Below are 22,639 nucleotides of genomic sequence, written 5' to 3'. Positions count from 1 at the left end.
ACCGACCAGTACAACCCATGACAGAGGCGACGGGTATCGTCGGCGAGTTCCTCTCCCTCAAGGAGGAGACCGACGCCGACGTGCTGGCGATGCAGTGCGGTGACTTCTACGAGTTCTTCGCCGACGACGCCGAGCTCGTCGCGGCCGAACTCGACCTGAAGGTGAGCCAGAAGTCGAGCCACGGCTCCTCGTACCCGATGGCCGGCGTCCCGCTGAAGGACCTCACACCGTACCTCAAGGCGCTCGTCGAGCGCGGCTACCGGGTCGCCGTCGCCGACCAGCACGAGGAGAACGGCGACATCTACCGCGAGATAGAGCGCGTCGTGACGCCCGGCACGCTGCTGGAGACGACCCGAGACGACGCCCAGTACCTCGCCGCGGTCGTCCGCGACGGCGACGAGTACGGCCTCGCGTTCGCCGACGTGACGACGGGGCGATTCCTCGTGACGAACGCGGACACGGTCGAAGCGGCGCTCACAGAGCTGTACAGGTTCTCGCCCGCGGAGGTCCTGCCCGGGCCGGGCCTCCGGGACGACGAGGCGTTCTGTGACCGCGTGCGCGACCGGACCGACGCCCGAATCTCCCTGCACGACGCCGACGCGTTCGCGCCGGGGAAGGCGACCCACACCGCCCGCGAGCACTTCGGCACGGAGACGTTCGAGAGCCTCGGCGTGACCGACCTCGCCGTCAGAGCCGGCGGTGCCGTCCTCGACTACGTCGCCGAGACCGGCACCGGCGTCCTGGCCTCGATGACGCGCGTCCAGCCCTACCACGGCGGCGACCACGCCGAACTCGACGCGACGACCCAGCGCAACCTCGAACTCACCGAGACGATGCACGGCGACCGAAGTGGGAGCCTGTTCGACACCATCGACCACACGGTGACGAGCCCCGGCGGTCGGCTCCTCAAGGAGTGGATCCAGCGCCCCCGACAGGACCTCTCGGTCCTCGACGAGCGACAGGCAGCCGTCGCCGCCCTCGCGTCGGGCGCACTCGGCCGCGAGGAGTTACGCGACGTGCTCGACGACGCCTACGACCTCGAACGGCTCGCGTCGAAGACCGTGAGTGGCAGCGCCGACGCGGGGGACCTGCTCCGAATCGAGGAGACGCTCGGCGTCTTGCCCGCCCTCGTCGAGGCCATCCAGGCGTCGCCAGCCCTCGACGCCTCGCCACTGGCCGACATCGTCGACCGTCCGGACCGCGAGGCCGCGGCCGGACTCCGGGAAGAACTCGGCGAGGCACTCGCCGAAGACCCGCCGAAGACGGTCACCCAGGGTGGGCTGTTCAAACAGGGCTACGACGACGAGCTGGACCAGCTCATCGAGCGCCACGAGGCCGTCCAGGAGTACTTCGACACGCTCGCCGACCGCGTCAAGCGCCAGTACGGCCTGAGCCACGTCACGGTCGACCGGAACAAGACCGACGGCTACTACGTGCAGGTCGGCAAGTCGGTCGCCGACCAGGTGCCCGAGCACTTCGAGCACGTGAAGACGCTGAAGAACTCGAAGCGGTTCTCGACCGACGAGCTGGCGGAGAAAGAGCGCGAGCTCCTGCGGCTGGAGGAACAGCGCGGCGACCTCGAGTACGAGCTGTTCGAGGAACTGCGCGAGCGCGTCGCTCGAGAGGCAGAACTCCTGCAGGACGTCGGGAGAACGGTCGCCAGAATCGACGCGCTCCAGAGCCTCGCGACCCACGCCGTCACCAACGACTGGACCCAGCCAGAGCTGGTCGAGGACCGGACGCTCGACATCTCGCAGGGGCGACACCCGGTGGTCGAACAGACCGTCCAGTTCGTCCCGAACGACTGCCGGATGGACGACGACAGCACGTTCACCATCGTGACGGGCCCGAACATGAGCGGGAAGTCGACGTTCATGCGCCAGAACGCGCTCATCGTCCTGCTCGCGCAGGTCGGGAGCTTCGTCCCGGCGAAGGAGGCGACCGTGGGACTGGTGGACGGCATCTTCACGCGGGTCGGCGCGCTCGACGAGCTCGCACAGGGGCGTTCGACGTTCATGGTCGAGATGCAGGAACTTTCGAACATCCTCCACTCCGCGACCGCGGACTCGCTGGTCATCCTCGACGAAGTTGGAAGAGGGACCGCGACCTACGATGGCATCTCCATCGCCTGGGCCGCCACCGAGTACCTGCACAACGAGGTCCGGGCCAAGACGCTATTCGCGACCCACTACCACGAGTTGACCGCGCTGGCGGACCACCTTGACAGGGTCGTCAACGTCCACATCGCGGCCGACGAGCGAGACGGCGACGTGACGTTCCTCCGGACGGTCCGTGAGGGGCCGACCGACCGCTCGTACGGGATCCACGTCGCGGACCTGGCGGGGGTTCCGGGGCCGGTCGTCGACCGGGCACGCGACGTGCTGGACCGGCTGCGACAGGAGAAGGCCATCGAGGCGAAAGGCGGGTCCTCCGGCGCTTCCGGCAGCCAGCAGGTCGTCTTCGACCTCGGGAGCGGCAGCATGACCACTGCCGACGGTGGGACCGCGCAGGACTCGGCCGAGGACGAACCCGAGCTCGACCCGGAGACGGAGGCGGTGCTGTCCGAGTTGGCCGACCTCGACATCGCCCAGACCTCCCCAATCGAGTTGATGGGGCGTGTCGAGCAGTGGCAGCAGCAGCTGAACCGGGAGTAGGCTCAGTCGAAACGAAACCGAGAGAAGCCGCCTACCCCACGAAGGGGTTCTGTTCTTCGACCAGATTCGTCTTGTAGACCCCGCGGGTCGTCCCGAGTCGCCGGTCGTCCTCGTCGAGCAGTTCCACCTCGACGACGCCGGTGTCGCTGCCGTACCGGACGACCTCGGCCTGCCCGTAGATGTCGCCGGTCGCGGGCCGCATGTAGTCGATGCGCACGTCGAGCGTCGGGCCGGGGTTGCCCTCGACCGACGCCAACGCAGCCGCCGACAGCGAGTCCGCCAGCCCGAACGCGACGCCGCCGTGAGCGAGGCGTGTCGTGTCCGAGAGCGAGTGGTGGTCTTCGAGTTCGATCTTGCCCTCGACGTAGCCCTCCTCGACGTGGGTTATCTCGACGCCGAGGTGCTCGCCGAACGGGTACCGCTCGTTGAATCGTTCGAGAACGTCCATACGTGCCTTCTGTCTCGTGGAAAGTATATCATCGTTTCGAGGGGTCTGGGTGGACGGCCACCCGCTGCCGCCACCGGACCGCGGTCAGTCGTCGGCCCGGGCCCTGTTCCGGGACTCGTGCAGTCCCTCGCAGACGGTCCCCTGCCCCCGGACGTTCACCGCCGCGGCGCGCATCCGGTGCTGGACGAGGTCGAACTCGTCGACCGCGATGGGGTCGCCGTCGGGGTCCCGGAAGCAGCGGTCGTCCGGGTCGGTCACGAGACCGATGGTCCCGGCCTTCTCCAGATAGTCCTCGACCGGTTCGCGTGGAGCCGTCACGGTGAGGGCACCGTCCTGAACCGTGACGGCGACGTGCTCGTCGGCCACCGAGAAGTCAAGGTCACCGAGAGTCAGGTCGACTATCTGTGCCGGCTGGAGCCCCGCGTCGCGGAAGGCCTCGACGGCGCGATGCTGGCGGGCGAGACGCGCCTTCTCGTCGAGCTTCCGCCGAACCGCCGCGACGCCGGATTCGGCGTCCGGGAACGTCTCTTCGAACGACCGCCGCTCGTTGACGCCCGTGGTTATCTCCTCGTCGTGCATGTGGTCCAGCAGCGACACCGTGACGCCAGCGACCGAGTCGAGGTCGCCGACCTCGTCGCGGATGCCGGTCGCCATCATCCAGGCGAACGCCGGCGAGCACCACGCCGTCGGCAGGACGAACGCGACGGTGACGTGGCCGTCCTCGATGGTCACGCGCTCGACGTACTCCAGGTCGACGATGGAGCGGTCGAGTTCGGGGTCGTCGACGCGGTCCAGTCGGGCCTCGACGGCGGCCGGGTCGACCGACCCGTCCGTCGAGTCAGGCTGTGCGACCATGGGTCAGTCCGCCGCCGCGTCGTACTGGTCGGCGAGGTCGAACCGCTGGCTGAGTTCGTCGGTCTTGAACGCCTCCTTCTTCGCCTCGATGTCGATGTCGTACAGCTCCGCGACGTTCTCGCCCATGACCTTCTTCATCACGTCCGTGGTCAGCTCGACGCCGTACTCGTCGCGCTGGTCGGGCGTGAGTTCCGCGTCCAACAGCGTCGGGATGAGCCAGTCGGGCTCCCAGAGCGCGTAGTCGCTCCCGTAGATGATGCGATCCTCGCCCAGCCAGAACAGGAGTTCACCCATTATCTCGCCGAACTTCCGCGGTCGCGTGCCGGCCATCGGGGCGGCCACCGCGAGGCCACCGTAGACGTTCGGTTCCTGGGCGGCGATCCAGCAGAAGTCGTCGAGGCGTGGCAGCCCCACGTGCTCGACGATGAAGTTCAGGTTGGGGAACGACGAGGCCGCGTCGTCGATGTCGGCGACGTCGAAGGCGTCCCGGTTCAGCGGTCGGATGGTCGGTCCCTTGTGCGCGTGGATGTTCTCGATGCCGAGTTCCGCGCACCGCTCAAGGAACTCGAAGGCGTCGTCGCTATCGAGCCGCCACCCCTTCGAATCGCCGCGCCACTCGGCCGTGTACACCTTCACGCCCTGCAGGTCGTAGTCGTCGTGGAGTCGTTCGAGGTGGGCCATCCCCTCCTCGCCGTCGCGCGGGTCGAAGCTCCCGTTCAGCACGAAGCGCTCGGGGTAGCGCTCGGCGAGTTCCGCGTTCTGGTCGGTCGTGTTGAATCCCTCGTCGTAGAAGTCCGTGAGGTACGTCGGCTGGAAGATACCCATGTCCGTCGCGCCGTCGCGGAACAGGTCCTCGACCATTCGCTCCTGCCCGTACTTCCGGTAGGTCTCCATGTCCCACTGCTCTTCCTCCGGGGTGAACGCGGTGTGGTAGTCGTAGAAGCACTGGATGAACTGTTCGCCCCCCTCGTGGACGATATTCTCCTCGCTCGCGTCCCAGAGGTGGATGTGCCCGTCGATGACGAATATCTCCTCTCCGTTGTGTGTGTACATCGAACGAAATGTGGTAACACACACCAATATCCGTTGTACCAATCGTCATAGGTAGACAGTTTAGACCCGATACCGGCGTTGTGCGCAATGTTAGCATGTTAGCAGCGAGACTACACGAGTACACCGACGACATGACAGAAGCCCTCACTGTCGAGGACATCGAGCGACCGAGCGTGGAAGCGTCCGACGAGGTCATCGTCGAGGTCGAAGGGGCGGGGTGGTGCCAGACGGACAACCACATCATCGAGGGGATGTGGGCCGACTACGTCGAGCAGGAACTCCCGATGACGCTGGGGCACGAGAACGCCGGGACGGTCGTCGAGACCGGGCCGGGGGTCTCCGTCGTCGAGGAGGGCGACTCGGTCATCTGCCACCCGGTGATGACCTGTGGGACCTGTCGCCAGTGTCGACTCGGCGAGGACATGTACTGCGAGAACGTCGCGTTCCCGGGACTGACGACCGACGGCGGGTTCGCCGAGTACCTCCGCACGAACGAGCGAGCGGTCATCCCGCTCCCGAAGGGCGTCGACACGACGGACATCGCGCCGCACGCGGACGCGGGAATCACGGCCTACCACGCGGTCAAGAAGGCGGCCCGGGAGCTGAACCCGGGCGACCACGCCGTCGTCATCGGGGTCGGCGGGCTCGGCCACATCGGCCTCCAGTGTCTCGACGCGATGAGCGCGGCGACCATCACCGCCGTCGACCTCAAGGAGAGGGCACTCGACCTCGCAGCAGACCTGGGTGCCCACCACGGCGTCAACCCGACGGACGAGGACGTGGCCGGGGCAATCGCGGACCTCACCGACGACGCCGGGGCCGAGCAGGTACTCGACTTCGTCGGGGCCGACGTGACGACCGGCTACGCGCCGGACATCGTCGCACCCGGCGGCGACCACCACGTCGTCGGCTACGGCGGCCACATCCACGAGCCCGCGCAGTCCCTGGTCGACGGCGAGTTCAGCTACAAGGGGACCCTCGTCGGGCGCTACACGGAACTCCAGGAACTGGTCGCGCTGGTCGACCGCGGCGACGTCGAACTCCGGACCTCCCGGTACTCGCTCGACGACATCAACACCGTGGCCGAACGCCTCGAACACGGCGAGATAGAGGGTCGGGCCGTCATCACCCCGTAGGGGCGCTACCGACCGAGGGCGGCCTCGTCCTCCTCGAACAGCGTGGCGAACATGTTGGCCTGTGCGGCCCGGATGTGCTGGCTGAACGTCGGCTGTGAGATACCGAGTTCGTCCGCGCACTCCTCCGCCGACGCTCCGCGCGGCCAGTCGAAGTACCCGCGGTCGTACGCGACCCGGAGCACCTCCTGTTGTTTCTCTGTGAGTCGCTGGGCGAACAGCGCCCGGGTACCGTTTTCGCTCTGGACCGGGAGCCGATGCCGCCTGTCGTGTCGCGAGCGGAGCGTCACGTCCGAGTGCCGCTGTTCGAAGGTCTCGACCACGGTCCGGACCGAAACGTGCGCGGGCACGTCGGCGACCACGTGCCCGACGCCCCCCTCCGCCCAGACCTCCCGCGTGTACGCCTGCACGTCACCGAGAGTGGCAGCGACGCAGGGACCCGCCAGCACGAACTGGAAGAGACACCCGTCGCCGGAGTCGAGGATACACTCTGCTTCCTTCACCGCGGGCAGGTCCGCCACGACGTCGCGGACCTCGTCGGGCGTCGCGCCCTCCACCGTGATGAACTCGAGGAGGGTGCCGTCCGACCGATGCGCGAGGTGTTCGAGTTCCATCCGACAGTCCGCCCGTGCCGACAGGACGACGAAGAAGCAGTCCTGGTCGCGGACGGTGAACTCCAGTTCGACCGTCTCGTCGTTGTCGCCTGTGCTCGCTTGCGCCATACGCCACGTATGTTAGATAATGACATACAGGTTGTGTTGCCCCACCCGGATTGCGGGAAACTCGGTCAGCCGTCCCCGCACGAACAGCTATTTGTCTCATCGCCGGATACGAACACCGAACACGGGGACCCATGCACGACACCGACATCCAGCGACTCGACCCGAAGACCATCGACCGGATCGCCGCGGGTGAGGTGGTCGAGCGCCCGGCATCCGTCGTGAAGGAACTGGTGGAGAACAGCCTCGACGCCGACGCGACGCGCATCACGGTCGCGGTCCAGGAGGGCGGGACCGAGGGCATCGTCGTCTCGGACGACGGTATCGGCATGACCGAGACGGACGTTCGGACGGCGGTCCAGGAGCACACCACGAGCAAGATTCGCAGCATCGAGGATTTGGAGTCGGGTGTCGGAACGCTCGGCTTCCGCGGCGAGGCACTGCACACCATCGGGGCGGTCTCGAAGACGACCATCCGGACGAAACCCCGAGGCGGCTCAGATGGGACCGAACTCGTCTACGAGGGCGGTGAGGTCGAGGCAGTCCAGCCCGCCGGCTGTCCCGAGGGAACCACCATCGAGGTCGAGGACCTCTTCTACAACACGCCGGCGCGCCGGAAGTACCTGAAGACCCGGGCAACCGAGTTCAGCCACGTCAACCGCGTGGTGACCCGCTACGCCCTCGCGAACCCGGACGTGGCGGTGACGCTGCAACACGACGGCCGCGAGGTGTTCGCGACGACCGGCCAGGGCAACCTGCGCTCGACGGTCATGAACGTCTACGGGAAGGAGGTCGCGAAGGCGATGCAGCCGGTCGATTCCGCGGCCGAGGACGACCCGCGAGACACGCCCCTCGACTCGGTGTCGGGGCTGGTCTCCCATCCGGAGACGACCCGCAGCACCCGCGAGTACGTCTCGACGTTCATCAACGGCCGGTACGTCACCTCGAAACTGGTTCGAGACGCGGTACTGGACGCCTACGGTGGACAGCTCGCATCTGATAGATACCCTTTCGTCGTGCTGTTCCTGGAGATGCCAGCCGTGGAGGTGGACGTCAACGTTCACCCGCGCAAGATGGAAGTCAGGTTCTCCGAGGAAGCGGGCGTCAGGCGACAGGTCCGGGATGCGGTCGAAGACGCGCTGCTGGACGCCGGACTGCTCCGGTCGTCGGCACCTCGCGGGAAGTCGAAAGCCCCGGAAGCCGACGTTCGACCTGAAGCGGGGGGCGAGTCGATGTCTGGTGGGGAATCGGCGACGGCTGACGAATCTGAATCGTCGACTGACGACGAACAGGCCAGCGACGACGACGGCAGTGCAGAAACCACCGCCGGGGTCGCAGACGCAACCGAGACTGCAGAGGACCGCTACGCCGACGAGGGGTGGCTCCCACCCGAGGAGCGGGAGGCCGAAGGGAGTGACGAGGCTGGCGAGTCTGCCTCCGATGCCGATGGTCCGGCCGGTTCGAAATCCGCCGCCAGCGACGGCGAGGAACCACCAAGCACCGCCAACGCGGGACAGCGCCGCGAGCAAGTCTCCCGCCCGGACCACGAGGCACTGGGCGACTTCGGGCCGACGGGTGGCGACCTCGACGACCTCGGTGGGTCCGAGAACGAGGCGGCAACCGAGCCGACCGCGACCCCCGACTCCTCCCGCAAGTTCTCCGGCGAGCAGACCCAGACCACCCTCTCGGGCGAAGATGCCAGAGACCGCGGCGAGTACGAGACCCTGCCGAGCCTGGACGTGCTCGGCCAGTACCGCGAGACCTACCTCGTCGCCGAAGGCCCGGATGGCCTGGTCCTCGTGGACCAGCACGCCGCCGACGAGCGCGTGAACTACGAGCGCCTGAAGGAGACCTTCGCCGACGGCGTGACGGCCCAGGCGCTGGCCGCGCCGGTGGAACTCGAACTCACCGCGGGCGAGGCAGCCGCGTTCCCGGACTACAAGGACGCACTCGCCCGGCTCGGCTTCCAGGCCGAGGCGAGCGACGACCGGTCCGTGACCGTCACGGCGGTCCCGGCCGTGTTCCGCAAGACCCTCGACCCCGAGGACGTGCGGGACGTGCTCGCCGGGTTCGTCGCCGAGGAGGCCGACGGCTCCGAGACGGTCGAGGAACTGGCCGACGCGTTCATCGCCGACCTCGCGTGTTATCCCTCCATCACGGGGAACACGTCCCTGACCGAGGGGTCGGTCGTCGACCTGCTCACCGAACTCGACGCCTGCGAGAACCCCTGGGCGTGCCCGCACGGCCGGCCGACCGTCGTGCAGTTCGGGAGCGAGGAGATCGAGAACCGGTTCGAGCGGGACTACCCCGGTCACGGCGGCCGGCGCGACCGGTGATGACGAGGGCTGTCACGACCCTGCACGGCTGCGTACCATTTACAGCCACTCGACATGTACCAGAGAGATACATGTTCAGGCACGTCGCGGCGGCCGGCAGCGGAGCCACGGGGGGACGACCGTGAGAGAGGTCGACGGCCAGGACGGCGGCGGCCAGATACTCCGGTCGGCGCTGACCCTCTCGGCGCTCACCGGGGACCCGGTCACCATCGAGAACATCAGGGGCTCGCGGCCGACACCCGGACTGAAACCGCAGCACCTCGCCGGGGTCGAGGCCATCGCGTCGGTCTGTGATGCGACCGTCGAGGGCGCGGGCGAGGGCAGCGAGAAACTGGTGTTCGAGCCGAAACGACCCCGCCCCGGCCACTACGAGGTGTCGGTCGGGACGGCCGGCAGCATCACACTGGTGTTCGAGACGCTGCTGCCCCTCGCGACGGCCATCGACGGCCACCTCTCTGTGACCGTCTCCGGCGGGACCGACGTGAAGTGGTCGCCCTCGATGGCGTACTACCAGCACGTCAAACTGCCCACGATGCGTCGGTTCGGCCTGCTCGCGGCGGTCGAGGAGGCCCGACCAGGGTTCTATCCCCGCGGTGGCGGCGAGGCGACCCTGCACCTCGCGCCCTCGTCGCTCGACCCGATTCACCTGCGCGAGCGGGGCGACCTCCAGGGTGTTCGTGTCTATTCGACGGAGTCTGCGGACCTCTCGAACGCGGACGTGGCGGCCCGACAGGCGACGGCCGCGGTGCCCGACTTCGGTGAGGAATCAGACGTGCCCCTCAGAGAGCGCGTCGTCCGGACCGCCGACTCGCCCAGCACCGGGACCGCAGTCTGCGTGCGCCTCGACTACGAGCAGACGATGGTGGGCTTCGACGCGCTCGGGGAACCGGGCAAGCCCGCCGAAGAGGTCGGCAAAGCCGCCGCCGAGGCCGTCACCGACTTCCACGCCAGCAGTGCGGCCGTCGACGAGTTCCTCGCGGACCAGCTGGTCCTGCCCCTCGCACTGGCCGGCGGTGAGGTCCGCATCCCCGCGGTCACGGAGCACGTCGAGACCAACTGCGGGGTGATGGCCGCCTTCGACCGGGAGGTGTCTGTCGAACTGGACGACGACGGCGCAATTCTTTCCGGCTGAGGAGGGGACACTTATACCCGACCCGTTCGTTCACGCGAGTATGATTCACGTGAGCGAAACTGTGGGGGTGCCCTGCGGCCAGCTATGAGTGACGATCTCGTAACCTTCGGAGAGACGATGCTGCGGCTCTCGCCGCCGGGGCAAGAGCGCGTCGAGATGGCCGAGTCGCTGGAGGTCCACGCGGCCGGTGCCGAGTCGAACACGGCCATTGCGGCCGAGCGACTGGGCGCGGTCACGTCCTGGATGTCGAAGCTCCCGGACACACCGCCGGGTCGACGTGTCGCGAGCGGCGTCCGAAAGCACGACATCGACGTGGACGTGGTCTGGGCGGACGAGGGCCGCGTCGGCACGTACTACCTCGAACAGGCGGGCAAGCCCCGCGGGACGAACGTCGTCTACGACCGCGCGAACTCCGTCATCTCGCAGGCCGAGGCCCAGGAGTTCAACGTCGACCGCATCCAGAACGCGAGCGCGTTCTTCACCACGGGTATCACGCCCGCACTGTCGAGCACGTCGCGTGAGACGACCGCGAACCTGCTCCAGGCCGCCAAGAAGGCGGGGACCATGACCGCGTTCGACGTGAACTACCGCGCGAAGCTCTGGTCGCCCGATGAGGCCCGCAAGACGCTGACGAAGCTGTTCCAGCTCATCGACGTCCTCATCATCGGGATGAAAGACGCCGAGACGGTGCTCGACTACGACGGCCAGCCGGCCCAGCTCGCACACCACCTCGCCAGCGAGTTCGACTTCAGGTCCGTCGTCGTCACCCGCGGCGCGAACGGCGCGCTGGCGTGGAACGACAACGTCATCCACGAGCAGAAGGCGTTCGAGACGGACACCCACGACGCCATCGGCTCGGGTGACTCCTTCACCGGGGCGTTCCTCGCCCGTCGGCTCTCCGGGGACAGCGTGCCGCGCGCGCTCGAGTACGCGACCGCGACCGCCGCCCTGAAGCGGACCATCCCGGGCGACGTGGCCACGGTCACCAAGCGCGAGGTCGAGGCCGTCATCAACGAGAACACCGGCGCGATATCACGATAACGCCCCACCGACCCGCCGCCCTCTTTCGGTTCTCCCCCCAGTAGTCGTGTGTGGTCTTCACACGACAACCCTAGTCGATTTGGCCTCATGTTTTCTACCCAACGGGAAAGACCGGCAGATGCGATGAAACGGATACCAGTACTGTTCGCGATGCTGATGATTGTCGCGTCGGTGCCGGCGTCTGCCGCCACCGCACCCGTGACACCGGAGTCGAGTAGCTACACTGGGACACACGTCGCGTTCCAGGCGGAATCGAACGCAGTCGCGAACTACACCGTCGACGGCGAGCCGATGGTCTCGTCCGTCGCGGTCCAGTCCGAGTCGACGGTGAAGGAGGGACTCGGCATCGGCCTCGATGGTGACCTCGACCTGAAGACCGTCACCGACATCGAGGCGGCCGGTCTCTCCGTCGGTGCCGAGACCACCACGCAGGCGAACATCGAGACCGAGAGCGGGGCCGGTATGACCGCGCACGACAACGCCGACGGGACGCTCGTCGTGACCGCGAACGACAGCGCCCAGGTCGTCGACGCGGACCTCGCGGGCGACGCGAGCGCCGAACAGCAGAGCGACAGCCGCGTCACCGTGACGACCGAGAACGGGACGAAGGGCTCGTTCATCGTCGCTGGTGACGGCCGCGTCACCGTCGACGAGGAGGGCAACGTGACCGCCCGACTCGACGAGGACGCCCGCCTGGTCTTCCGTTCGGCCGGTGAGGAGCGGAGCGAGGAGGAAGAGCAGACCGCCCAGCTCATCGCGGACGGTGAGGCGGCTGCCGAGGTCTACGTCGTCCAGCAGGGCGGTGAGGCCGTCGTCGACACCGTCACCTACGGTTCGAACACGACGGTCGAGACGAAACAGACCGCCGAGAACGAGGTCGAACTGACCGTCGAGCGCACGGCCCACGACGGCAAGGTCGTGGTGACTCACGTGCGCGAGGAGGCCGTCGGTAGCGTCGAGAACCTCTCCGTCACCGTCGACGGCGAGGCCGCCGCGAAGGCCAGTGCGTTCAGCGAACTCCGCGCGGCCACCGACAACGGCTCGACCTCGAAGTACATGGTCCAGCAGACGAGCAGCGCCAGCGCGGAGGCCGACGCGAAGGTGTACGTCGCGGTCAACCACTTCTCGACGCGGACCGTGACGATGTCCGGCGCGGGCGACAGCACCACCGACACGACCAGCACGACCGCGACCGACGGTGACACCACCGCCGACAGCTCGACGACCGCCGAGGACACTGCCACGTCCGGCGACGACGCGGACGATGGTGGCTCCTCGGAAGCCAGCGGCTCGCCCGGCTTCGGTGTCGGGGTCGCCAGCCTCGCCCTCGCGGGTGTGCTCGGCGTCGCGCGGCTCCGTCGCTGACGTCTTCGGCCGTCGTCTCCGAGTGCCGTCTCGCTGCCACCGTTCTGGCGGCAATTCGATTTATCGTACCGTACCACAGAGCATGAGTCATGACGTTCGTCGTACCGTACGATGGTGGGGAGCTGGCGCGGACGGCACTCGACCGCGCCGAGGGCTTCGCGGAGGTAACAGACGAGGACGTAATCGTGGTGACGGTGGTCCCGAAGGACCAGCGATACGCTCGAGAGCACGGCTGGCTCGGGGCTGACGAGTCGTTCGACATCGATGCGGTCGTCGGGCGGGTTCGCGCCGATATCCGCGAGCTAGCTCCCGATGCACGGTTCGAGTACGTCCTGACGGACCGGTACGCGACAGCGGGCACCATCGCTTCGAAGGTCCGTAGATTCGCCCGCGAGCTGGACGCCTCGCTGGTGTTCGTCGGGAGCGACGATGCGGGCCGGCTCGTGTCCTCGCTCCGGAGCGTCGGGAGCACCATCGCGGCCGACGACCGCTACGACGTGTATATCGTCCGGAAGGCACAGCCGAGTGCCATCGACGCTGTCGCGGCACGGTCCCGACTGTTCGATTAGGCATCCCGCACGCAATCGGGGACAACTGCTTTTGCCGTGGGTATCGGACTCCGGACCGATGACACACGTCGCTATCATCGGCGCGTACGGGAGTGCCGGCGCTGCGGTCGCCGGCGAGCTGGCCGACGAGCCCGGCATCGAGTTGACCCTCATCGACGACGGCGAGCCGGGCGGCGGCCTCTGTATCCTCCGTGGCTGTATGCCCTCGAAAGAGGTCCTCTCCGCGGGCGCACACCGCTTCCAGGCGCGACACGACCACCGACTGGCGGGTGACCTGCCCGAGATCGACCTCGAGGCCGTCGTCGAGCAGAAGAACGAGCACACCCTCTCGTGGGCCGGTCACCGCCGCGACTCCATCCACGACCTGGCCGAGCGCGAGAACGTCGAGTTCGTCCACGACACCGCCCAGTTCGTCGACGACCGGGTGCTCGCGGTCGGCGGCGAGACCATCGAGCCGGACTACGTGGTGGTCGCGACCGGCTCGGTCATGAACGTCCCCGAGCTGCCGGGCATGGAGTCGGTCGACTTCATGACCAGCTCGGAGATACTCGATGCGACCGAGTTCCCGGACTCGGGCATCGTCATGGGCTTCGGCTACATCGGGATGGAACTCGTCCCCTACATCGCCGAGGCCGGTGGCACCTCCCTGACCGTGGTCGAGCACGACGCGCGCCCCATCGACGAGGCGGACGCCCCCTTCGGCGACGCCGCGCTCGACATCTACGAGGAGCACTGGGACATCGACGTGCGCCGCCACGCCTACGAGAAGCGCATCGAACAGACCGACGACGGCGGCGTCCGACTGTACCTCGAGGAGGACGGCGAGGAGACCGTCGTCGAGGCCGACGAACTGTTCCTGTTCACCGGCCGCCGACCGAACCTCGACCGCCTCGGCCTGGACGCGACGAGCCTCGACCCCGAGGCGGGCTGGGTCCGCGACACCATGCAGGCGCGCGAGGACGACCACGTCTTCGTCGTCGGTGACGTGAACGGGAAAGAGCCCATCCTCCACGTCGCCAAGGAGCAGGGGTTCACCGCCGCGGACAACATCCTCGCACACGCCCGCGGGGACGACCTCACCGAGTACGAGAACGTCCACCACCACGTCATCTTCTCCGGCCTCGGCGTCTACCCGTTCGCCCGTGTCGGCCACTCGAAGTTCTCCGCCGAGGAGGCGGGACTGGACTACATCCACGTCTCGCGCGAGGCCAGCGACGACGGCGTGTTCAAGACGAAGGACGTGCCCGAGGGGCTGGCCTCCCTCGTGGTCGACGCGAACGACGGGACCGTCCTCGGCTACCAGGGGCTGCACTACCACGCGGACGTGATGGCGAAGACGCTCCAGCTCGCGGTCGAGATGGAACTCGACGTGCGAGAGCTTCCCGACCGCGCGTACCACCCGACCACGCCGGAGATACTCGACGGCCTGTTCCGAGATGCTACAAATAAGTTATAAAACAACTACCTGATATCCCAAGAACAGCCATTTTCGAGCACTGTGTCTGCGGTTTACACAGTTCACAGATGTATTTATCTTCTTATGGTTCGTACGTTGGGGTACCCATGGCGACCTACACTCCGTCCGACATGGACTTCATGTACGATCAGATGAACCGCTTCAGCGACCGAATGGGCCGCACATACGACGCGATGCGTCCCGACTACGGCCGCGACTACGCCCCCGCCGGTGACCGCCGACGGGCCGACGACATGCCCCGCTTCTTCGAGGAATGGGACAGCCGACGGACGGGCGAGTCCTATCCGCGACGATCCTACGAGGGCTCGCGCCCAGGATACGAGTCCGAACGCGGTGACTACCGGTACGGAGCACGTAGCGAGTACTACCCACGCGCCGACTACCGTGGCATGGACTACTACCCGCGCGGCGACTACCGCAGCGAATACCGCGGCATGGACTACTACCCGCGCGGCGACTACCGCGCCGACTCCCGTGGTATGGACTACTACCCGCGCGGCGACTACCGCAGCGAGTACCGTGGCGCCGACTACCGCAGCGACTACCGCGCCGACTACCGCAGCGACTACCGCGCCGACTCCCGTGGCATGGACTACCCGCGCGGCGACTACCGCAGCGAGTACTACCCGCGAGGCCGCCGCAGCGAGTTCCGCGGCGACGACTACCGTGGCGAGTACCGCGGCATGGACTACCCGCGCGGCGACTACCGCGGTGAGTACTACCCGCGAGGCCGCCGCAGCGAGTACCGAGGCGACTACCGCGGTGAGTACTACCCGCGCGCCGACTACCGTGGCATGGACTACTCCCGCGGCGACGACTACAGTGGTGACTACCGCAGCGACTACCGCGGTGAGTACTACCCCCGCGGCGACTACACCTACCCGCGCGACGGGTTCCGGGGCATGAGCTACCCGTACAGCGAGTACTACCCCCGTGGCGACTACCGCAGTGACTACCGCGGCCGCCGCAACGAGTTCCGCGGCGACTACCGCCGTGCCGAGGCCGACTACCGCCCCGAGGGCGAGTACATGCGTGGCCGTGAGATGATGGACTACAGCGACTCGGCCGTCGAGATGGGCCGCCGCTACGAGCTCCGCGAGGTCGACGGCGAGTTCGTCTGCATCTGCGAGCTGCCCGGCTTCGAGCGATCAGACATCGAGTGCACCTACGAGGATGGCGTCTTCTACATCGACGCCGCCCGCGAGGGTCGCCGCGATGCCGACAACGTCTGGATGCGCCGGTCCCGCCGCGTCAGCGAGCGCATTCCGGTCCCGCGCCCCGTCGACGTCGAGGGCTTCACCGCGTCGTACCGCAAGGGCATCCTTGAGGTCCGCATGCCCGTCGCCGGCCGCGACCGCCGCAAGGGCCAGGTCATCACCATCCGCGACTGAGTCCCGTCCGACCGGACACGATATTTTTGTGAGAGACACCGCCGGCGAGCGGTCACTATCGCGTTTTCGAACAGCAACATGTTCGTCAGCTATGGAGCAGAACAGATTGGACAATAATTCTATAGTATAAAACATGCAACCCTCTTCGTGCCTTTTTTAGCCCGTTTGCAACGGTTTGTGTAGTCAACGGTTGTAACTATGCGCTTAGGTTTCGAAGTTTGGCATGGCTATGGCGACCTACAATCCCACCGACATGGAGTACATGTACGACCAGCTGAACCGGTTCTACGACCAGATGGGACGGACGTACGACGTGATGCGGGCCAACGCGCCCTGGATGCTGGGCGAGGCCGACCCGACCGGGGGACGACGAGGTGAGCTGCCGCGATTCTTCGAGGAGTGGGACGACCGCCGACGCGACGCGTCGTATCCACGACGGGGTGGTGAGGAGTATCGCCGAGGCGGCGACTATCGCGGTCGTGAGGGCTACGACGGCGAGTACCCGAGTGGCGCTCGAGGCGGGTTCTCCCCGTTCGGTCCGGCACCGGCGTTCCGGTTCCGACCGGGCTTCGGCGGGTTCGACTACGGCCGCGACGCCCCGGACTACCGTCCCGAGGGGCGGGACGACAGCCGATACGACGACCGTTACGACGGCCGCGGCCGCGGTCGCGGTGAGCGCGGCGAGTACGCGGGCTACCCCGTCGACGCGGGTCGTCGCTACGAGCTCCGCGAGGTCGACGGCGAGTTCGTCTGCATCTGCGAGCTGCCCGGCTTCGAGCGCTCGGACATCGAGTGCACCTACGAGGACGGCGTCTTCTACATCGACGCCTACCGCGAGGCGAGCGAGGACGCCGAGAACGTCTGGATGCGCCGCCCGCGCCGCGTGAACGAGCGCGTCCCGCTGCCGCGCCCGGTCACGGTCGACGATATCACGGCCTCCTACCGTCGGGGCATCCTCGAGGTCCGCATGCCCGTCGCCGGGAGCGAGGGTCGTGACGGCCAGTCCATCACCATCCGCGACTGAGGAGGCGGCCGCGACCACTCCCGACCGATGCCATTTTTCTGAGTGTTCGTCACGGTCCCCGAGCGATGGAACCCGGGTACGGTGAGAACCACCCACCACGGAGATACGTGCGTTTCCGGTCACGAATTCTGCGTTCTCTGAGTTTGTACGGGAAAGAAGCGTGCTAACAACTATCCACATATGTTTATATCCTTATGCGTGGTACAATGGGTGAGTACTATGAGCTTCAAGAGATTCGACGACATGAACTCGATGTTCGAGCAGATGGACCGCATGTTCGACCAGATGCGCCGCAACTGGACCGGCATGACACCCGAACTCGAGTCCCGACGCGGTGACTTCATGAGCCGACCCAGCTTCGGCGGTCGCAGCTTCGAGCAGTCCGGCATGATGCTCACCGAGGAGGACACGATGTACGTCTTCGTCATGGACATCCCCGGCTTCGAGAAGTCCGACATCTCGTGCACCTACGACGACGGCATGCTCCGCATCACCGCCGAGCGCGAAGAGGACGAGTCCGCCGAGAACGTCTGGATGCGCCGCTCGCGCCGCGTGAGCGAGTCCGTCCGCATCCCCCGTGAGATCCTCGCCGACGAGATCACCGCATCGTACCGCAACGGTGTCCTCGAGGTCCACATGCCCTTCGCGCAGATGGACGAGGAATCGGGCCGCAGCATCGACATCCAGTAAGTCGAGTCGCCGCGACCGACGCGTCTGACGACGTGTCCACGTGCATGCGCCGTTGAAATAACCGTTCGTTTTCGTAACTATTCAGTTTAATTTTCATTATCCCCCGCGACGAGTTTTTCAAGTAACTTTAACCTTATGGCCGTTTGAACACTGTTGTATGGGAAGGATACTGGGGACTATCCTCGAATTGGTGGGACTGCTCGTGACAGTTAGCTCCGGCTGGTACGTCGCGAAAGGACCGTTCTTCGGCTACGCGACACCGTCGTTGCAGTACATCCTGGTCGCGACCGGCGTGTTCATCGCCGGCATCCTGCTGTTCGGCTGGGGTCTCAGCGGGCGCATCGCGGCGGCCGGACAGGACGAGCGCGTGGTTCCGAGCAACCGGAAGGTCTAATCCTGCGCCCACTCGGCGTCGGCCAGCGTTTTCTGCACTAACTCGTCCCCCACAGCGGCGGCCAGCGTCTCGAACCCGGTGCGTTCGACCCGGTCCTTCGCGTTGGCGACCAGTCGCGAGACGATGAACTCCGGCGTGGACTTGCCCAGTTCGCCGAAGCGTGGCTGGTAGTCGACCTCGAGTTCCAGGTCGGCGGTGAGCCCTTCCGCGAAGATACCGTCGACCCGCGCCTCCGGCGGCAGCGGTTCGAGGTCGTCCGCGAGATGGGTGACGAACGCGCCCAGCGCGTCGCGGTCGACCGTCAGCGTGACCAGTCCGTGGAGCAAGTCGGCGGCACTGCCCGGTTCGGTGATTGCCTCGAACTCGTCGACGAGCATCAGCGTCCGGCCGTCGCCGGTCAGCGGCGGCACCACCGACTTCAGGGTCGATTCGAGCACGCCCGCGTTGAAGCTGGCGTGGCGGCGGTGGAACACCACGTCGTCGAACAGCGCGACCTCGGCGCGCTCGGCCGGGACGGGCAGGCCCATGTGCGCCAGCAGGACGACCTGGCAGACCGTCTCGAGCAGCGTCGTCTTCCCACCCGAGTTCGCCCCGGTGACGACCGCGACGCGCTGGTCGGCCGGCGGCGACCCGAGCGAGTGTGGCCCGAGCGCGTACCGGATGGGCTGGACGTCCTCACCACGCCCCACGAGGTCGAGGTTGCGCGCGCCCTCGATGGCGACCGCGGCCTCGCCCTCGACGAACGTCGGCTCCACGAGGTCGAACTCGGTCGCGAACCGCGCCAGCGAGAGGTCGAGCGCGATGTCGTCGACCGCCGCGACCGCCCGGTCCACGTCGTCGCGGGCGTCGCTGATGGCGTGCTGGAGGTCCACCCGAACCTCGCGCTCGCGCTCGTCGGCAGCCTCGCGCAGCGACGAGGAGAGGTTTCGGAGAGTGCTGCTCACGAAGTCGGTCACGTCCCTGGCGTCCTCGGGCACCGCGTCGCGAACGCGCTCGGGGTCGACCTGGGCCTCCTCGCGAACGTGGTCGACGAACGCCTCGCTGAACTCGTCGGTCGTGCGCGCGCCGCCGTCGCGGACCCGCTGGATGACCGATTCCGCGTTGGCCTCCATCGTGTCGACCGCGGCCTGCGCGTCGCGGATCCGGTCGAGCCGGTCGTCAGCCCCCGCGGCGACTCGCCCGTCCGTGAGCGCGCCGAGTGCCTCCTTCGCGTCCGCGAGCGCCTCGCGGTCCAGTTCGGCAAGCGGTTCGAACACCCCGTCGGTGACGCCCGCGTCGAGCAGCGCCATCGCGGCCTCGACCGCGGGCTTCTCCCCGCCGCCGGCCTCGTCGTAGCGCTCGAACGCCGCGAGGACGGCTTCCCGGTCGGCCTCGGCGATGCGCTCCCACGACGCCTGCGCGGTCGTCACGTCTTCGAGTCGGGACTCCATCGCCTCCTGCGAGGCCAGCGGCGTCAGCACGCGGATGCTGTCGGCCGCGCCCTCGGTGACGGCGTGCTTGCTCGCCAGGTCGATGAGGTCCTTGTAGACCGAGCGCGCGTCGCTCGTCGCGAGCACGTCCATCCCGGCCCCACCGGTCGCCCGCCGAAGGATTCGGGTGGCCCGCCCGCGCGAGAGCCCCGCCTGCGTGAGCGTCCGCACGTCGGCCGATTCGATGGCCCGGATCGCCCGCTCCTCGCCGAGTTCGTCGGCGAGCAGCTCCCGGGTCTTCGGCCCAACACCCCAGTAGTCGTCCAGTCGCATGTGCGCCGCCACGGACCGGTCCGCAATGAAGGGCGCGGATGTTCCCTGCACCTGAACCACTCCAAACGGCGGTAAGATTTTTTCTGTGGGCCGCGAAGCTGCAACCATGACCACGGCGTTCGATCCGGACGGCCACATCGACCCCGAGAGTCGCTCGTACCGGTACTACCGCAACGCGGTCGAGCGACACTGGGACCCCGGCGACATCGACCTCGCCCCCGACACCGAGAACATCCAGCAACTCGACGACGCGACGTTCACCCAGCTTCGCGGGACGCTGGCGCTGTTCGGGGCGGGCGAAGAGGCCGTGACTGAAGACCTCTCACCGCTCGGAGTGGTGCTGGGGGACGTGAACGACCAGCTGTTCGTGACGACACAGCTCTACGAGGAGGCCAAACACGCCGACTTCTTCCACCGGTACTGGACCGAAGTCATCCATCCCGAGGAGGACCGCCGTGGGCAGGCTCGCTCGGACCCGCGCGACCTCGACTGGTACAACGACGCCTACGTCGAACTGTTCGAGCGCAACGACCGGGCGATGCACCGGTTGCTGGAGGAGGACACACCCCGGACCCGTGCCGAGGCGTACTGCCACTACCACCTGACCATCGAGGGCATCCTCGCCCAGACCGGCTACTACGGCGTCCAGAACTCTTTCGACGGGACAACTCCGGGCGTCCCCGAACTCCCCGGGCTGGTCGAGGGGTTCTCGAAGATACGCTCCGACGAGGGCCGCCACGTCGGCTTCGGGATGGCGAAACTCAAAGAACTCGTCGAGGCCGACGAGGTGGACCCACAGGACCTCTACGACCTGACGACCGAACTCGCGATGCTCACCCAGCAGGTGGTCTCGGGCGCTGCCCGCGAGGACGGGCCCGGCGTTGGTCCCACCGGGCTGGCAGCCTACGCCGCCGAGAAGCATTCGGAACGGATGAGCCAGATAACGAGTGAGTCGGCGGAGATTCCGGACGTCTCCGAACTGGTCCGCATCGACGAGTAAGCAGTGACGGTCGCGGTCGTCAGGGCGTGGATTCTTGCCACCACCATGTGACACTCTTTCTCATGCGAGCAGCAGTCCTCACCGAGTACGGCGAACCCCTGGAGATACAGGAGGTCGACTACCCCGAACCGACGCCCGAGCAGGTGGTCGTCGAGACGGAGGCCTGTGGCGTCTGCCGGAGCGACTGGCACGCCTGGCAGGGCGACTGGGGCTGGGTCGGTGCGCAGGCCCCCACCGGACAGGTCCTCGGCCACGAGCCCGCGGGCGTCGTCGCCGAGGTCGGCGCGGAAGTGGAGAACTTCCGCGAGGGCGACCGCGTCGCGGTCCCGTTCCACCTCGCCGACGGCACCTGCCACCAGTGCCGGACCGGCCACGCCAACGTCTGCGAGACCGTCCTCCCCCTCGGGTTCACCGGCGTCGCCCCCGGCGCGTTCGCCGAAGCGTTCCCGGTCCGGAAAGCGGACGTGAACCTCGCCCGGCTGCCCGACGACGTGGACTTCGTCGATATGGCTGGTCTCGGCTGCCGGTTCATGACCGCGTTCCACGGCCTGGCCCACCGCGCCGACCTCGCGCCCGGCGACTGGGTGGCAGTCCACGGCTGTGGCGGGGTCGGCCTCTCTGCGGTCCACATCGCGGACGCGCTGGGCGCGAACGTCGTCGCGGTCGACATCCGCGAGGACAAGCTCGAGGCGGCCCGTGAGTTGGGCGCGGCGGAGACGCTGAACGCGGCCGACTCCGACCGGGTGGCGGGCGACGTGAAGGCGCTCGCCGGGGGTGGCTGTGACGTCTCCATCGACGCGCTCGGCATCCCCGAGACGTGCCAGAACGCCATCGGCTCGCTGGGGCGGCGCGGCCAGCACGTCCAGATCGGCCTGACCACCGGCAACGAGCAGGGCCAGCTGTCGATTCCCTCGGACGCGATGGTGATGCAGGAGGTCGACTTCCTCGCCTCCTTCGGCATGCCGCCGACAGACTACGGCGAGATATTCCGGATGGTGGCCGCAGGGAAGTTAGAGCCCGGGCGCATCGTCAGCGAGGAGCTCTCGCTGGACGAGGTGCCCGAGACACTCCAGAAGATGGACAGCTACGACACGGTCGGGATTCCCGTCGTCAGCGAGTTCTGACGGCGGTCGGTTCGAGGATCAGGCTTTCACGACGAGCACCGGCACGTCGCTGAGTCGCACCACGCGCTCCGTACAGGAGCCGAGCAGGCGACGGTACTCCTCGGTGTGTTGGCCTTCGCCCATGACGATGCAGTCGATGTCGTGGTCGGTGGCGTAGTCGAGGATCGCCTCGTGGGGTTTGCCCCGGACCTCGACCGTCTCCACGTCGAGGTTCTCGCGGTCGGCCGCCGCGGCGAGCTGGTAGAGGGCGTCCTCGCCGAGGTCGGCCAGTGCCGCCTCCGCGTTCTCGATGGCGTCCATCGCGGCGTAGTGCTCGAAGACGTCTTCGTCGACGACGTAGAGCCCATGCACCCGGGCGTCGTGGCGTGCTGCGAGGTCGACACCGTGTTCGATGGCGACCGTGGAACCGTCCTTGCCGTCGGTCGGGATGAGGATATCGTCGTACATCGTGTGGAGAGACGCACGCCGTGACCGACTACCCACCTGCTGGTT

Annotated in this window: 20 protein-coding genes; 14 read left to right on the top strand and 6 right to left on the bottom strand. The window is 67.3% G+C overall.

Annotated elements, in window-relative coordinates:
* Positions 1-17 precede the first annotated feature (17 nt).
* Positions 18-2,654 carry a DNA mismatch repair protein MutS gene (gene mutS, locus N6C22_RS05900; protein ID WP_261650100.1) on the top strand — a complete coding sequence of 879 codons (2,637 nt, stop codon included), beginning with the start codon at positions 18-20 and terminating at the stop codon, positions 2,652-2,654.
* 31 nt (positions 2,655-2,685) lie between these two features.
* On the opposite strand, the gene N6C22_RS05895 is transcribed toward mutS, so the two are convergent.
* From N6C22_RS05895 to N6C22_RS05885, 3 genes are all read right to left on the bottom strand, one after another.
* Positions 2,686-3,102 (bottom strand): PaaI family thioesterase, encoded by a 417-nt coding sequence (locus N6C22_RS05895; RefSeq protein ID WP_261650098.1) that lies wholly within the window; start codon positions 3,100-3,102, stop codon positions 2,686-2,688.
* Between the two features lie 84 nt (positions 3,103-3,186).
* Positions 3,187-3,957 (bottom strand): iron-sulfur cluster assembly protein, encoded by a 771-nt coding sequence (locus tag N6C22_RS05890; protein ID WP_261650097.1) that lies wholly within the window; start codon positions 3,955-3,957, stop codon positions 3,187-3,189.
* A 3-nt stretch (positions 3,958-3,960) separates the two neighbouring features.
* Positions 3,961-5,010, bottom strand: coding sequence for an amidohydrolase family protein (locus tag N6C22_RS05885; protein ID WP_261650096.1), 1,050 nt, complete (start codon positions 5,008-5,010; stop codon positions 3,961-3,963).
* Between the two features lie 95 nt (positions 5,011-5,105).
* Here N6C22_RS05885 and N6C22_RS05880 point away from each other — a divergent pair, with 95 nt between their 5' ends.
* Positions 5,106-6,146, top strand: coding sequence for an NAD(P)-dependent alcohol dehydrogenase (locus tag N6C22_RS05880; RefSeq protein WP_261650094.1), 1,041 nt, complete (start codon positions 5,106-5,108; stop codon positions 6,144-6,146).
* 5 nt (positions 6,147-6,151) lie between these two features.
* On the opposite strand, the gene N6C22_RS05875 is transcribed toward N6C22_RS05880, so the two are convergent.
* Positions 6,152-6,865 (bottom strand): helix-turn-helix domain-containing protein, encoded by a 714-nt coding sequence (locus tag N6C22_RS05875; RefSeq protein WP_261650093.1) that lies wholly within the window; start codon positions 6,863-6,865, stop codon positions 6,152-6,154.
* A gap of 131 nt (positions 6,866-6,996) precedes the next feature.
* Between N6C22_RS05875 and mutL the strand changes: the two genes are divergently transcribed.
* From mutL to N6C22_RS05825, 10 genes are all read left to right on the top strand, one after another.
* The gene (mutL, locus tag N6C22_RS05870) at positions 6,997-9,198 is read left to right on the top strand and encodes a DNA mismatch repair endonuclease MutL (RefSeq protein WP_261650091.1); all 2,202 of its coding nucleotides are present in this window, start codon (positions 6,997-6,999) and stop codon (positions 9,196-9,198) included.
* 121 nt (positions 9,199-9,319) lie between these two features.
* Complete coding sequence (gene rtcA / locus N6C22_RS05865) at positions 9,320-10,330, top strand: RNA 3'-terminal phosphate cyclase (RefSeq protein WP_261650089.1); 1,011 nt, start codon at positions 9,320-9,322, stop codon at positions 10,328-10,330.
* Positions 10,331-10,414: 84 nt separating this feature from the next.
* Positions 10,415-11,371 carry a bifunctional 2-dehydro-3-deoxygluconokinase/2-dehydro-3-deoxygalactonokinase gene (gene kdgK1 / locus N6C22_RS05860; protein ID WP_261650088.1) on the top strand — a complete coding sequence of 319 codons (957 nt, stop codon included), beginning with the start codon at positions 10,415-10,417 and terminating at the stop codon, positions 11,369-11,371.
* A gap of 123 nt (positions 11,372-11,494) precedes the next feature.
* Entirely contained in the window at positions 11,495-12,736 is a 1,242-nt protein-coding gene (locus tag N6C22_RS05855) for a hypothetical protein (RefSeq protein ID WP_261650086.1), read from the top strand.
* An 89-nt stretch (positions 12,737-12,825) separates the two neighbouring features.
* Positions 12,826-13,305: a universal stress protein gene (locus N6C22_RS05850; protein WP_261650085.1), complete on the top strand. Its 480-nt coding sequence runs from the start codon at positions 12,826-12,828 to the stop codon at positions 13,303-13,305.
* A 58-nt stretch (positions 13,306-13,363) separates the two neighbouring features.
* On the top strand, positions 13,364-14,761 hold the full coding sequence (locus tag N6C22_RS05845; protein ID WP_261650084.1) for an NAD(P)/FAD-dependent oxidoreductase: 1,398 nt from the start codon (positions 13,364-13,366) through the stop codon (positions 14,759-14,761).
* Between the two features lie 107 nt (positions 14,762-14,868).
* Positions 14,869-16,173 (top strand): Hsp20/alpha crystallin family protein, encoded by a 1,305-nt coding sequence (locus tag N6C22_RS05840; protein WP_261650083.1) that lies wholly within the window; start codon positions 14,869-14,871, stop codon positions 16,171-16,173.
* A gap of 223 nt (positions 16,174-16,396) precedes the next feature.
* A complete protein-coding gene (locus N6C22_RS05835) occupies positions 16,397-17,197 on the top strand; it encodes an Hsp20/alpha crystallin family protein (RefSeq protein ID WP_261650082.1) in 801 nt (266 codons plus the stop codon).
* Positions 17,198-17,416: 219 nt separating this feature from the next.
* Positions 17,417-17,887 (top strand): Hsp20/alpha crystallin family protein, encoded by a 471-nt coding sequence (locus N6C22_RS05830; protein WP_261650080.1) that lies wholly within the window; start codon positions 17,417-17,419, stop codon positions 17,885-17,887.
* Positions 17,888-18,044: 157 nt separating this feature from the next.
* Complete coding sequence (locus N6C22_RS05825; RefSeq protein WP_261650079.1) at positions 18,045-18,281, top strand: hypothetical protein; 237 nt, start codon at positions 18,045-18,047, stop codon at positions 18,279-18,281.
* On the opposite strand, the gene N6C22_RS05820 is transcribed toward N6C22_RS05825, so the two are convergent.
* Positions 18,278-20,023 carry a DNA mismatch repair protein gene (locus tag N6C22_RS05820; protein WP_261650078.1) on the bottom strand — a complete coding sequence of 582 codons (1,746 nt, stop codon included), beginning with the start codon at positions 20,021-20,023 and terminating at the stop codon, positions 18,278-18,280. The two genes, N6C22_RS05825 and N6C22_RS05820, sit on opposite strands and share 4 nt — an antisense overlap.
* Positions 20,024-20,129: 106 nt before the next feature.
* Here N6C22_RS05820 and N6C22_RS05815 point away from each other — a divergent pair, with 106 nt between their 5' ends.
* Both N6C22_RS05815 and N6C22_RS05810 read left to right on the top strand, forming a co-directional pair.
* Entirely contained in the window at positions 20,130-21,023 is an 894-nt protein-coding gene (locus tag N6C22_RS05815) for a ribonucleotide-diphosphate reductase subunit beta (RefSeq protein WP_261650077.1), read from the top strand.
* 62 nt (positions 21,024-21,085) lie between these two features.
* Positions 21,086-22,147: a zinc-dependent alcohol dehydrogenase family protein gene (locus tag N6C22_RS05810; protein WP_261650076.1), complete on the top strand. Its 1,062-nt coding sequence runs from the start codon at positions 21,086-21,088 to the stop codon at positions 22,145-22,147.
* A gap of 18 nt (positions 22,148-22,165) precedes the next feature.
* On the opposite strand, the gene N6C22_RS05805 is transcribed toward N6C22_RS05810, so the two are convergent.
* Complete coding sequence (locus tag N6C22_RS05805; RefSeq protein ID WP_261650075.1) at positions 22,166-22,594, bottom strand: universal stress protein; 429 nt, start codon at positions 22,592-22,594, stop codon at positions 22,166-22,168.
* Positions 22,595-22,639 lie beyond the last annotated feature (45 nt).

This window comes from Haloarchaeobius sp. HME9146, assembly GCF_025399835.1.
Taxonomy (GTDB): Archaea; Halobacteriota; Halobacteria; order Halobacteriales; family Natrialbaceae; genus Haloarchaeobius.
The sequence above is the reverse complement of the archived record's forward strand: the minus strand, read 5'-3'. Positions and strand labels throughout refer to the sequence as shown.